Origin of the sequence: Spirosoma terrae, from assembly GCF_010435915.1 — a bacterium.
GTDB classification, from domain to species: Bacteria; Bacteroidota; Bacteroidia; order Cytophagales; family Spirosomataceae; genus Spirosoma; species Spirosoma terrae.
Genome location: NZ_JAAFZH010000014.1, coordinates 147699 through 160234, shown reverse-complemented (window position 1 = coordinate 160234; position 12536 = coordinate 147699). Strand labels below are relative to the sequence as shown.

The 12536-nt window shown below is 43.8% G+C and carries 14 protein-coding genes; 12 read left to right on the top strand and 2 right to left on the bottom strand.

The window, feature by feature from the left end:
- Nucleotide 1: 1 nt before the first annotated feature.
- Entirely contained in the window at nt 2-877 is an 876-nt protein-coding gene (locus GK108_RS24240) for a transglutaminase-like domain-containing protein (protein WP_163954060.1), read from the bottom strand.
- Nucleotides 878-1007: 130 nt separating this feature from the next.
- Here GK108_RS24240 and galE point away from each other — a divergent pair, with 130 nt between their 5' ends.
- The 8 genes from galE (at nt 1008) to GK108_RS24200 (ending at nt 7884) form a co-directional block, all read left to right on the top strand.
- Nucleotides 1008-2039, top strand: coding sequence for a UDP-glucose 4-epimerase GalE (gene galE / locus GK108_RS24235; protein ID WP_163954058.1), 1032 nt, complete (start codon nt 1008-1010; stop codon nt 2037-2039).
- 82 nt (nt 2040-2121) lie between these two features.
- Nucleotides 2122-3174 (top strand): dTDP-glucose 4,6-dehydratase, encoded by a 1053-nt coding sequence (gene rfbB, locus GK108_RS24230; RefSeq protein ID WP_163954056.1) that lies wholly within the window; start codon nt 2122-2124, stop codon nt 3172-3174.
- 65 nt (nt 3175-3239) lie between these two features.
- On the top strand, nt 3240-4100 hold the full coding sequence (rfbA, locus tag GK108_RS24225) for a glucose-1-phosphate thymidylyltransferase RfbA (RefSeq protein WP_163954054.1): 861 nt from the start codon (nt 3240-3242) through the stop codon (nt 4098-4100).
- Between the two features lie 365 nt (nt 4101-4465).
- Nucleotides 4466-4777: a hypothetical protein gene (locus GK108_RS24220; protein WP_163954052.1), complete on the top strand. Its 312-nt coding sequence runs from the start codon at nt 4466-4468 to the stop codon at nt 4775-4777.
- Nucleotides 4778-5087: 310 nt separating this feature from the next.
- On the top strand, nt 5088-5492 hold the full coding sequence (locus GK108_RS24215) for a hypothetical protein (RefSeq protein ID WP_163954050.1): 405 nt from the start codon (nt 5088-5090) through the stop codon (nt 5490-5492).
- A gap of 21 nt (nt 5493-5513) precedes the next feature.
- On the top strand, nt 5514-6185 hold the full coding sequence (locus GK108_RS24210) for a hypothetical protein (RefSeq protein ID WP_163954048.1): 672 nt from the start codon (nt 5514-5516) through the stop codon (nt 6183-6185).
- A 113-nt stretch (nt 6186-6298) separates the two neighbouring features.
- Nucleotides 6299-7102 carry a sensor histidine kinase gene (locus tag GK108_RS24205; RefSeq protein WP_163954046.1) on the top strand — a complete coding sequence of 268 codons (804 nt, stop codon included), beginning with the start codon at nt 6299-6301 and terminating at the stop codon, nt 7100-7102.
- Nucleotides 7103-7224: 122 nt separating this feature from the next.
- Nucleotides 7225-7884 carry a response regulator transcription factor gene (locus GK108_RS24200; protein WP_163954043.1) on the top strand — a complete coding sequence of 220 codons (660 nt, stop codon included), beginning with the start codon at nt 7225-7227 and terminating at the stop codon, nt 7882-7884.
- Between the two features lie 19 nt (nt 7885-7903).
- Here the strand turns inward: GK108_RS24200 and GK108_RS24195 are convergent, their stop codons facing one another.
- The gene (locus GK108_RS24195; RefSeq protein ID WP_163954040.1) at nt 7904-8692 is read right to left on the bottom strand and encodes an SDR family oxidoreductase; all 789 of its coding nucleotides are present in this window, start codon (nt 8690-8692) and stop codon (nt 7904-7906) included.
- A gap of 379 nt (nt 8693-9071) precedes the next feature.
- On the opposite strand from GK108_RS24195, the gene GK108_RS24190 reads away from it, so the two are divergent.
- From GK108_RS24190 to GK108_RS24175, 4 genes are all read left to right on the top strand, one after another.
- Nucleotides 9072-10511 carry a DASH family cryptochrome gene (locus tag GK108_RS24190; RefSeq protein WP_163954038.1) on the top strand — a complete coding sequence of 480 codons (1440 nt, stop codon included), beginning with the start codon at nt 9072-9074 and terminating at the stop codon, nt 10509-10511.
- A gap of 99 nt (nt 10512-10610) precedes the next feature.
- Entirely contained in the window at nt 10611-11192 is a 582-nt protein-coding gene (locus GK108_RS24185) for a LemA family protein (protein WP_163954035.1), read from the top strand.
- Between the two features lie 66 nt (nt 11193-11258).
- A complete protein-coding gene (locus GK108_RS24180) occupies nt 11259-11696 on the top strand; it encodes a TPM domain-containing protein (RefSeq protein ID WP_163954033.1) in 438 nt (145 codons plus the stop codon).
- Nucleotides 11697-11769: 73 nt separating this feature from the next.
- Nucleotides 11770-12534, top strand: a complete 765-nt coding sequence (locus GK108_RS24175; RefSeq protein ID WP_212592872.1) for a TPM domain-containing protein — start codon at nt 11770-11772, stop codon at nt 12532-12534.
- Nucleotides 12535-12536 lie beyond the last annotated feature (2 nt).

Sequence of the window (12536 nt, the reverse complement as noted above, 5' to 3'; positions counted from 1 at the left end):
TTTACCGTTGCGTATAGTCTGACAATGGCAATCCATCGCCATCATCTTTAACCATATCAAGAATACGATCAACCTCACGAACTCGGTCAGTATCGCCGTTTTTCTCAAACGCCAATGTTAAATTACGTAACACCCGCCGTACAATATCAACATTCGTACAAGGCTGGTAGAACGTATCAAGGCGTTTCAAATTCAACTGGTCGATATACTGATCAATGTCTTTTTTAGTAAAAACCAATCCTCGGTTAAATACATTAATGTAGAACTGCACGCCATTATCGTTCTTGTAGGTCAGCACAAAAAGGTTTGGCAGATTAACCCCATAAACTGGCAGATTCAAGCGCCGGGCGATGAGCATATAAAGCACACAAAGCGTAATCGGATTTCCCCGGCGGCTCTCCAACACCTGATTAATCATTGAATTGGAGGGCGAATGAAAATGCTTCGTGTTGGGAGCAAATTTCAGTTTCGTAAAAAAAGCATTGTTCATGGCCCGGATTTGCTCGTCGGGATGCATATCCGCCTTGATATCTATCCAGACTTCATAATAGAGCTGTTCAACATCCTGCCTGAGTTTGTCCAGTGCCAGATCCGGGTATTGGTAGGTAGCCACGATCCATAGCCCTTCGAGCAAATCCATAGCACCTCCATTTTTCCAATCTCTCATTCGTTCCAATACAGATTCGTACTGTAAGTCATGAATGATTTCCTCTATCTTTTTTTGAAGCGCTGGGTTAAAAGCTCCCTCCCATTCTGTTTCCAAAAGTGGGATCATTTGTCCGCCAATTTGCCGGATTTGCTGTTCAACATGCTCAACCACTTCCATGTCCTCGTCGTCCAGCAAGGAGATCAAAGCCTTTAATTCGTTGTCGCTCATGCTATTTTCTTTCTTTTTTGTGAACCCTTAGAATAAAAACTCCTTTTGGAAACCTCCTGAATATACTACTTTTGTCTGGGTTTAAGGGCTTATTTCTAAAAATAACAACAAAAATTTTATAAAAAACGGTTTGAATCCTACAGGCAATTCCCCAAAGATTCTTGTAACTGGTGGAGCAGGCTTCATTGGCTCCCATACAGTTGTTTCCCTGGTTGAAGCTGGTTTCGAGCCGGTTATTGTGGATGATTTTTCCAACTCCGAGCGCTCTGTTCTCGATGGGCTCCGAAAAATTTTAGGTCGCGACGTAACATACTACCCAGCCAACTGCAACGATGCATCGGCTATGGAAGCGATTTTCCAAAATGAATCATTCACGGGAATCATTCATTTTGCCGCCTACAAAGCCGTAGGCGAATCGGTTCAGCAACCGCTGAAGTATTATCGTAACAACCTCGATTCGTTAATGCTGCTGCTCGAGCTGATGCCTAAATATGGCGTTCAGAACCTCGTATTTTCGTCATCGTGTACGGTTTATGGCCAACCTGAACACTTGCCCGTTACGGAATCAACACCTCGGTTACCAGCTCAGTCGCCATATGGTAATACCAAGGCCATTAGCGAAGATATTATACGCGATACGGTTACGGCCAACCAGCCCATTAAGGCGCTGGCACTACGCTATTTTAATCCCGTAGGTGCCCATCCATCAGCCGAAATTGGCGAACTGCCTCTAGGAGTTCCGGCAAATTTAGTCCCCTTCATTACACAGACAGCAGCTGGCATTCGTCCAAGCCTTACTGTTTACGGTAACGATTACAACACACCAGACGGTACGTGTATTCGTGATTATATACACGTAGTAGATCTCGCCGAAGCCCATGTTCAGGCGCTACGTAAGCTAAGCGAATCGTCAGCCAATGCCAGTTATGATGTCATCAATATTGGTACGGGCCGAGGAGAAACGGTTCTGAATATTATTAAGACATTTGAGCAGGAAACCGGCGTTACGTTAAATTATACAATTGGCCCTCGTCGCCCCGGCGATGTCGAACAAGTCTATGCCGATGTAAGCAAAGCGAACCAAATGCTCGACTGGACAGCCAGCCGTTCTCTGGCCGAATCGTTACGTGATGCATGGCGCTGGCAACAAAAAATCAGTTAAACATAAAATTCGGTTTTCAGTCCTTGCATCCTCTGCTTTAAGCACTAATGCCTGAAAACTGACATTTGACAACTTTCAGACAATGAAACTTCTTATTACAGGCGGTGCTGGCTTTATAGGATCACACGTAGTTCGCCTATTCGTTACGAAATACCCCGAATATCAGATTTATAATCTCGATAAACTAACCTACGCTGGTAATCTGGCCAATCTGTCCGACATTGAAAACGCTCCCAATTATACGTTTATCAAAGGCGATATTACGGATGCGAAATTTCTAGAAGATATGTTCGCAGAAATTCCGTTCGATGGCGTAATACACCTGGCAGCAGAGTCGCACGTTGACCGGTCTATTTCCGATCCAATGGCTTTTGTTTTGACGAATGTTGTTGGAACTGTTAACCTTCTCAATGCAGCAAAAAACAGTTGGAGCGGGAATTTTGAGGGTAAGCGTTTCTATCATGTGTCGACAGATGAGGTCTACGGTTCGCTCCATAATCCGGAGGATTTCTTCACCGAAGAAACTTCCTATGATCCTCAATCGCCCTATTCTGCGTCAAAAGCGGCTTCCGATCATTTTGTTCGGGCTTACGGTAATACCTATAAATTACCAGTTGTCTTGTCAAACTGCTCGAACAACTATGGCCCAAATCATTTCCCAGAAAAGCTGATCCCATTAATGATCCATAATATTCAGACCAACAAGCCTTTACCTGTGTATGGCAAAGGTGAAAATGTTCGCGACTGGTTATTTGTGGTTGATCATGCACGAGCTATCGACACTGTTTTCCATAAGGGTGTACTGGGAGAGACCTATAATATCGGTGGCTTCAATGAATGGAAGAATATCGACCTTGTGAACCTACTTTGTTCTGTAATGGACAAAAAACTAGGTCGCCCAGAGGGTACTTCAGCCAAACTCATTACGTATGTTACTGATCGGGCTGGCCACGATTTGCGATATGCCATCGATGCTAACAAGATTATGAATGAGCTAGGCTGGCAACCCTCCCTTCAGTTCGAAGAAGGACTTGAAAAAACGGTTGACTGGTTCCTGGCCAATCAGGAGTGGCTCGACAATGTTACGTCTGGAGCTTACCAATCTTACTACCAGGAAATGTATTCAAATAGATAAAATTCCGAATAAGCGAATGCCTGGCTAGCTTAGTCAGGCATTCGCTTATTCGCATAATTAAGAACATGAAAGGAATTATTCTTGCCGGTGGGTCTGGTACCCGGCTTCATCCGCTCACATTGGCCGTTAGTAAGCAGCTTATGCCTGTTTACGACAAACCAATGATTTACTACCCACTTTCTATTCTGATGCTAGCGGGAATTCGTGAGATCCTCATTATTTCTACCCCTCACGATTTACCTCATTTCGAAAAGTTACTGGGTGATGGCAGTCGAATTGGCTGTAGTTTCAGCTATGCCGTACAGCCTAGTCCAGATGGCTTAGCTCAGGCATTTATCATTGGCGAAGAGTTTATTGGCAACGACAAGGTAGCTCTAGTGCTGGGTGATAACATTTTTTATGGATCCGGTCTTTCGAAACTATTGCAAGCCAATAATGATCCCGATGGTGGGGTTGTTTACGCCTATCAGGTAAATGATCCAGAACGTTACGGCGTTGTCGAGTTCGATGACAGTTTTAATGTGCTTTCAATTGAAGAAAAACCAGAAAAACCGAAGTCAAATTACGCTGTTCCCGGTCTATACTTCTACGACAATGACGTAGTGGAAATAGCCAAGAACATTAAGCCATCGCCTAGAGGAGAGCTTGAGATCACTGACGTAAACCGTGTTTACCTAGAACAAGGTAAACTGAAAGTGGGTGTACTTGACCGGGGAACAGCTTGGCTTGATACCGGTACATTTGCATCCCTAATGCAGGCCGGGCAGTTTGTACAGGTAATCGAAGAAAGACAGGGCCTGAAGATTGGCTGTATTGAAGAGATTGCCTATCGTATGAAATTTATTACTGCCAGCCAACTGGCTGATATTTCGAAACCTCTGGTTAAAAGCGGCTACGGCCAATATCTGTTAAATTTATTGAAATAAGCGTCATTTTCTTTTAATCTAAAAAAGCGCCAAGGTAATCCTGGCGCTTTTTTAGTGAATTTAAGGTACTGAAACTACCGTTTAATAAATGATAAAATATACATAAATTACTAGTAAAAGCTATTAAGTCATTCAAAAAAATAGCTAAGAAAATCATAACTAATTCATTGTCAGAAAATAACACAAAAACAAAAAATAAACATATTACTAATATATGTATACCAACTATACTATGTGTATAAATAATTGAATAATATATACATCGATACTAATCATTATGTAAGTCGTCATAAGCATCAAGCTTAGTCAAGCTACCAATAGGTAACAATTATCAATTCCACAATCAACCCAATACTATCACCGTAATGAGATCTATTCCATCATTGCAAGACGCAACTACGCTTACCAACGAACTTCAGGCATTTCAGGAGAAAGCAAAAACTGTTATCATCCAACTATACCAGAAAAACGTTAGAGATCATAAAGGCAACGTACTACCAGAAGTTTTCCTAACAGAAGAATGGGAATGGGAAGGAGCCACTTTTAATGCATTGACCGAACAAGGTTTAGCATATATTAGTAATGGCGAAACGCTTGAGTTATTTACCTGGGATGAACTGGACGCAGAATCTCTCGTCGAAGTAGTACATATTCTGGAAGACAAAGATTTTGATTAAATCAAAAAAACACCTGTCAATCAATACGTTGACAGGTGTTCCTTAACCTAACCTATGAGATGAGAAAATAACGTTGCTGTCGATGCTCAACAGCTACACAACAAAGGTAGGCAGTAACGTAGCGTTTCTGTAAGCGCAAAAACCCGGATTTTAGCGGCAAAACTCAAATTAAGCAGAAGCCCGTACTTTACTACGTAAAACTACCTGATTGTATCCCTTTTGTAACCATATAGGCTACAACTCCCATCCTACACGTTGAAAAACCCAAAGTTTGGTTATAGTTTTCGCAGACAAAACTTCACAATGTAGTATGGCTTCTATATTCACAGAAAACGCAGGACGCTTTTTATCTGCAGACGAAACAAAGTCAATGACCAGTGCTTACCGCGATCGTAAGCTAGCTGCCGGATTAACAGCAGATGACTACGTTCGGTCTGAATATTTCGGGATCAATCAGCTCAACGAACTTATTAACCAGCCTGGTTGCGTAGGGCTACGCGTTCATCATGCCAAACGTTGGGAAGATAAAGATGGCAATCCAACCAAAGCAGGCGAAGGAGAGCTTCGGCCACGTGTTCTGTTAACAGCTGTCGATGCCCGCGGACGAGACATAAGTTCACACAATGGCGGTCTGAAAGATATGCCGAGTGGTAATGATGGTGGAACCTTAGGTGAGGGTTGGCAGTGTCCAAGACACTGTGCAGAAGATCAATAACTGATCTAGCCTGTCGTCCATATGACCGACCTACTCGGCTTTATAAGAAAGTACCCTCTTGATGCATTTAGTCATCTTATTATTCTTTTGCCAATTGTAACGGGTTTTATTCACTATACTCTTTTACAAAAAGGCCCCAAAATCTTTATTTTTTATTTTCTGACCGTATTCATAAAAGAATCTGTCGGCCTATATACTGCCTTGCATGGAACGGCTAATCTTTACTTACAAAATAGCCAGTCTGTAATTGATATTGGCCTTATTGGATTAGCCTTCTATAGCTCGCTATATAACAGCAAATTAAAAAGTAACCTACTGTATACGTTAGTAGCGTGTTTATTGGTCAGTCTTGCCTCATTTAAAATAGATGTCATTTCGCCAATAAATCAGATAGCTGGGAAGCTATTTTGTATTATCACTGCACTATTCTTTTTTACCGATACACTACGAGGCTTGAGGATCGTTAATTTAACGATTTATCCAGCATTCTGGCTAGGCTCAGGTACATTACTCTACGGGGCCGGCACCTTTCTGATCACGTTATTCGGCCAGGTGCTTGTTTCATCATCTACTTCCGAAGATACATTTGAATTTTTCTGGAATACACAACAGATTATTTATTGTATGTTCTGCGTGTTTGCCACCGTCGGCTTCTGGGTTAGCTGCTATGAAAAACAGCAGGCGGCCGAATAAAAGTAACCGCTTACTATCTCAATAGACAAGAATTAGGGGATTTAAGACCATCTTTACTTTCTATTGTCAAAGGAATATTAGACGAGCTAATTGGTCTTGTGGAAACGAATGGAATGAGCTTGTATATTGCTGTCGGTACTGCGGCATTGTTGATGATGGCTGTGTTCATCATCATCTTCGTAGCCTATTATCAGCAAAAACAGGCGAAACAACTATTGGCTCTAAAAGAACTGCAGGAAAGTCACCGAAGAGAGCTTATGACAGCTACGTTCCGCGGACAGGAAGAAGAACGCAGGCGACTGGCCGAAGACTTACATGATGGTATTGGTACTATGCTGTCCGTAACCAAAATGAGTTTGAATCAGCTAGAACGCCAATTAGATGACGATAACATCCGGGTAAGTTTTCAAATCCAGAAAACCCGCTCTATGATTGACGAAACGATGACCAATGTTCGTCGGATTAGTCGCGATCTGGTTCCAACTACCCTTGAACGTTTTGGTTTCCTGCCTGCCCTCGAAGAATTAGCCGACCGAGCTAATGATGGCGATATTCAGGTTCAGCTCGACTGCCCTGAAACAACAACCCAGTTGTCCTCTCCAATTGATTTAACGCTTTATCGGATCACGCAGGAATTGCTTAACAATGCCATCCGCCATTCCCGAGCCAAACTCATCATTATTCAAATGCAATGCATCGACAATGCCATTCGCCTGTCTGTGCTCGACGATGGCATAGGTTTCGACTTCGATGCTGTCACTGAAGACAAAAAAGGAGGGCTTGGATTACGTAACATCGAAAGTCGGTTGAGCGTTATAGACGGCTTTGTTACGTTCGATGTGGCCCCAGGCCGAGGGTCGCAAATTCATGTTCAAATACGCTTACCTACAGTTCAAGCAGTGTCTTTGCCAGCTTAACCATTTTTCGTTTCGGTTGTTCGGATGTTTACGTACTTTTACTACGTATACTGTTTGCCTTATTGGTAAACCTTCCGACTAATCTACCAGCGAAATACACTAAACTTTACCTTCCCACTCTCATGCGAAAAATTAAGCTAGCACTCTGCGACGATCATACCTTGTTTCGAGTTGGAATGTCTACTATTCTAGGTCAAATTCATGACTTTGAGTTAATTCTGGAAGCAGGTCACGGTCAGGAACTTATAGACAAACTACCTCGCAAAACGCCTGATGTTGTTCTTCTTGATCTCCAGATGCCCGTCATGGATGGTACAGCAACGGCCGATTTTTTGAGAGAGCACTATCCACTAATCAAGATTGTTGTACTCACTATGCACGATGAAGATCGAATGGTCCTGCATCTTCTCGAAAAAGGCGTTAGTGGTTATTTACTAAAAGATGCTGAAGCAGGAGAAGTTGAAAAGGCAATCCGGAAAGTAATGGACGAAGGCGTATATCTGAACGAGTTTGTGTCCAAGGCTATGCTCCGAAAGATGACCAATAAAACAACTGTCACTAAGCCAGTAAATGCTTTTTATAATAGCAAAGTACTACTCTCCGAACGCGAAAAAGAAGTGCTGATGCTCATCTGCGAAGGGCTTTCGACTAATGAAATCAGCGAAAAAATCTTCCTTAGCCCCCGCACAGTCGAAGGCCATCGCTTACGTATTCTGGAAAAGACTGGTACGAAAAACACTGCCGGGATGGTCGCTTATGCGTTTAAAAATAGCCTCGTTTAATAGACGAAGAATCAGTCTTTTATAAGCTTCCCGTTTTCCCTCCATCTACAGGCACATTAATTCCATTGATGGAGGCTGCAGCTGGTGTACATAAGAACGCCACAGCCGCTGCAACTTCTTCGGCCGTAGCAAATCGCCCTGTCGGTATCTCACTTTGCATCTGAACAATAATTTCTTCTTCACTTTTACCAGATGCTTTTGCGCGCATATCCAGCATGGTATCTAATCGGGCAGTACGTGTATAACCGGGTAATACGTTATTCACCGTAATACCGTATCGGGCAATCTCCAGAGACAATGTTTTTGCCCATTGGGCAACGGCTCCTCGAATCGTATTCGATACTCCCAAACCAACAATAGGCTGTTTAACCGAAGTCGAAATAATATTGACGATACGTCCGTAGCCAGCCCTTTTCATAGCCGGAACTACTGCCTGTACCAAGGTTTGATTGTTGAGCAAATGATTGTGAAAGGTCTGTACAAACTCATCCAGCTTCGCATCAATTAGTGGACCGCCCGCCGGCCCTCCCGTATTATTGACCAGTATATGAACGTCTGGTGCATCACTCAAATACTCCTCAATAGCAGCCAACACTACGCCTGGTTTACTAAAATCAGCAACGATGAATTGATGAGTCTGTCCCCGCTCGGTATCCAGGCTAGCGACAGTAGTTTTCAATGCCTCTTCATTACGGGCCATCAGGACTACATTGGCACCTAATAGCGCTAATTCCACAGCACAAGCACGGCCAATCCCCTGCGTACTTCCTCCGACAATTGCCGTTTTCCCAGTTAAATCAAGATTCATTTAGTTCGTGTAATTAGACCGACGAAAGAGCAAAGCCATTAAGCTTGATCAAATGTCTGTAAACAAATAAATTTTCATGACAAGCCCTACCATAAGCAGTGTAATTTATCGGCAGACGCTCATTATTGATGCGTGAACAAGTTTGTAAAAGTAGTACATATAGTTACCTATCATCTTTGACAAAGTTCTAAACCGCCCAACGGCCCGGTTTGTCAAAGATTCGTCTTTACAGATTCATTCACGGCCATTAACTATGTTTTTGCCTAGTGTTACTCCCTTCAAAATACGAATTATTACGAATCTTTAGACCGTCAATAGATCAACAGTCAGGAACTGTATTGCACCACGATTGTTTTGTCCAAAATCACCCAATGATAGTATGCCTAAACGTATTCTCTACTGGTTCCGTAATGACCTTCGCCTACACGACAATGAAGGATTTCTCCGGGCTGTTGAAGCCGCCGATGAAGTTTTACCCGTATTTGTATTCGAGCCGCGTTGGTTTGATGAGCTTCCAGAGCTAGGCTTTCATAAAACGGGTATACATCGTGCTACGTTTCTGCTGGAATCTGTAGCTGATTTACGACGATCTCTGCAACAAAAAGGTGGAGATCTCATTATTCGCGTAGGGCATTCGGAAAAAATTCTGGCTCAGCTAGCCGAAGATATTGAGGCCGAAGCCGTTTATTCCAGTAAAGAAGTCACTCAGGAAGAAACAGATACAGAATCTGACTTAAGCAAGCGCCTGAAACCGCTTAATATTGATCTCGAACTTTTTTGGGTATCGACTCTGTACCATGCCCGCGATTTACCATTCTGGGTATCTCGTCTGCCGACGAGTTTCGCTCAGTATCGTACGCAGGTAGAATCTCAGTCTGATGTCAGAAAGCCTTTACCAGCTCCAGACCAAGTTCGTCTTGTTCATGGAATCGACTCGGGCAATCTGCCTCAGCTTACTGCATTTGGCTTTTCAGATGACGAAATCGCCCAAGCAGAGCAACCCGATAGCCGAGCCAGCATTTCGGTGAAGGGAGGAGAAAGCGAAGGGCTCTCCCGCCTTAATCGCTACATCTGGCAAGAAGAGCTTGTTAAGAGCTATCAGGAAACACGTAATGGTTTTTCGGCAGACGGCAATACGTCCAAATTTTCAACCTGGTTAGCCACAGGCTGCTTATCACCCCGGCTTATTTACCAGGAACTCAAACGCTTCGAGCACGAACGGCTACAAAACGAATCGATCAGCGAAATCATTATTGACCTTATCTGGCGCGATTTCTTTCGTTTCACAGCGCTACGTTATGGGACACGAATTTTCAAACCAAGTGGTATTCGGCATGATCTAAATCGCGCATGGCTTCGTGATACAGCTCTTTTTCACCGATGGGCGCAAGGCCAAACAGGTATTCCACTGGTCGATGCCAACATGCGTAAACTGAACGTAACGGGGTTTATGTCAGATCGGGGCCGACAAGTTGTTAGCAGCTTCCTTCTGAATGACTTAGGTGTTAATTGGACATGGGGGGCCGCTTATTTTGAAAGTCAGCTTATCGACTACGACCCTTGCAGTAATTGGGGTAACTGGAACTACATGGCCGATCTGAGTAATGATCCAGACAAGAAGCAACACGTAAGTATCAATGATCACGCCATAAAGCATGATGCCGATGGAAACTTCGTTAGAACATGGCTTCCTGAACTATCAGCTTTACCTGCTCAGGCCATTCATTCGGTATATAACCTCTCCCCTGACCAACAAAGGCAATCAGGTGTGGTTTTAGGGGAAACGTACCCTTTACCAATCATCAATCTTAATGCTTAGCCAAGGATAAAAAAAACCGTTGGCCTAGTTTTACGTTTACAAATTGATGAGTTTTAGGCAACTTTGTTTTAAGTAACACTTTTCACAATTTAACAGACCATGTCAAGAACATTAATTATTGTAGTTGTTATCGCCCTGATTCTGGGCATGTACGGCTGTAGCTCATATAATGGATTAGTACAGGAAGACACCAACGTACAGGAGAAATGGTCGCAGGTGCAGACCCAGTACCAACGTCGTGCCGATCTTATCCCCAATCTTGTCCGTACGGTACAAGGGGCTGCCAATTTCGAAAAAAGTACCTTAACTGCCGTTATTCAGGCGCGGGCCAACGCTACGGGTATGAAGCTTGATGCGAATCAGCTAACTCCTGAAAATATTCAGAAATTTCAGGCAGCTCAGGATCAGTTGAGCGGTTCCTTATCGCGTCTTTTAGCCGTAGCAGAAAGCTATCCAAACTTGAAGGCGAATCAGAACTTTTCAGAATTGCAGTCCCAACTGGAAGGTACCGAAAACCGGATTGCAGTTTCCCGGAACGATTTTAACGGAGCAGTTAAAGTCTATAATCAGTCGGTACGTTCCTTTCCCAACAATATTTTCGCCGGAATTTTCGGGTTTCCTGTAAAAGGGTTCTTCGAAGCCTCTCAGGCTGCCCAAAGCGCTCCAACGGTACAGTTCTAATTCCAATTAGCTACGTAGCGTAGTGAGCATCTTGTGGTACGCTACGTAGCTAATGTATTCTGTCCTATGTCAACAAATCCATTTACGCCCGAAGAGCAGCAACGTATCGTCAACTCGATCCGCAAGGCCGAAAAAGCTACGTCTGGCGAAATCAGAGTGCATGTTGAACCTCATTGCCCGGCTCCCGATCCAGTCCAGCGAGCCATAGAGGTATTTGCTCAGCTTGGTATGGACCAAACAAAACAGCAAAATGGCGTACTGTTTTATTTAGCTCATGCCGACCGGAAATTTGCGATCATAGGCGATAAGGGTATCAATACAAAAGTTGCTCCCAATTTCTGGGAAAGCACTAAAACCCTACTACGTAGCTATTTTTCGGCTGGTCATTATGCTGAAGGCCTGGTACAGGGCATACTTCAGGCAGGTCAACAGCTACAGCAGTATTTCCCCTACGACGGGGCAACCGACACCAACGAACTTCCCAACGACATTTCGTTTCAATAAGACTTCTGTGAACGTATCGGCTTTTCCATATCGTATTATCCGAAGCATCGGTTTAGCCGTATTGCTTTTCTTAATGACGCTTCCAGGGGTATTACAAGCCCAGGACTCGTCAACCAGCGACCCTAGTGCCATAATCCCCGACAAACCGAATCCTCCTCGCCTGGTCAATGACTTTGTGGGTATTTTAAGTAGCAGTGAACGTAGTCAGCTCGAACAAAAATTAAGAGCTTACAATGATTCCACGTCAACGCAAATTACCGTCGTTATTGTCAAAACAACTGAACCCTACCCTATTGGTGATTTTGCCTTTCAGGTTGGGAGAAAATGGGGAATCGGACAAAAGGGCAAAAACAACGGATTAGTGCTTGCGTGGGCTACTCAAACCCGTAAAGTATTTATAGCGACGGGTTATGGTTTAGAAGGCGCCATTCCAGACGCTATAGCGAAACGAATTATCAGCAATACGATTGTTCCAGCTTTCAAGCAAGAGCAATGGTATCAGGGCTTAAATGACGCTACTACCGAAATAATCAAACGAGCTAGTGGTGAATATAAAGCGGAACCACGTCAGCAATCGGATGGAGACGGATTTGGTGAGATTTTGATCTGGGTTTTTATAGCGTTTATTGTCCTATATTTTCTTTCAAGACGTAGCGGAGGTGGAGGCAACAACCGTAATCGGGGTGGTGGTTTCTTTCCACCCGTCTTTTTCCCGCCATCCACTTATTCGGGTTGGGGTAGTCGTGGCGGTGGTGGCTGGAGCGGTGGCGGTGGTAGCGACTTCGGCGGTTTTGGTGGCGGTAGCTTTGGTGGCGGTGGAGCCGGTGGCGATTATTGATA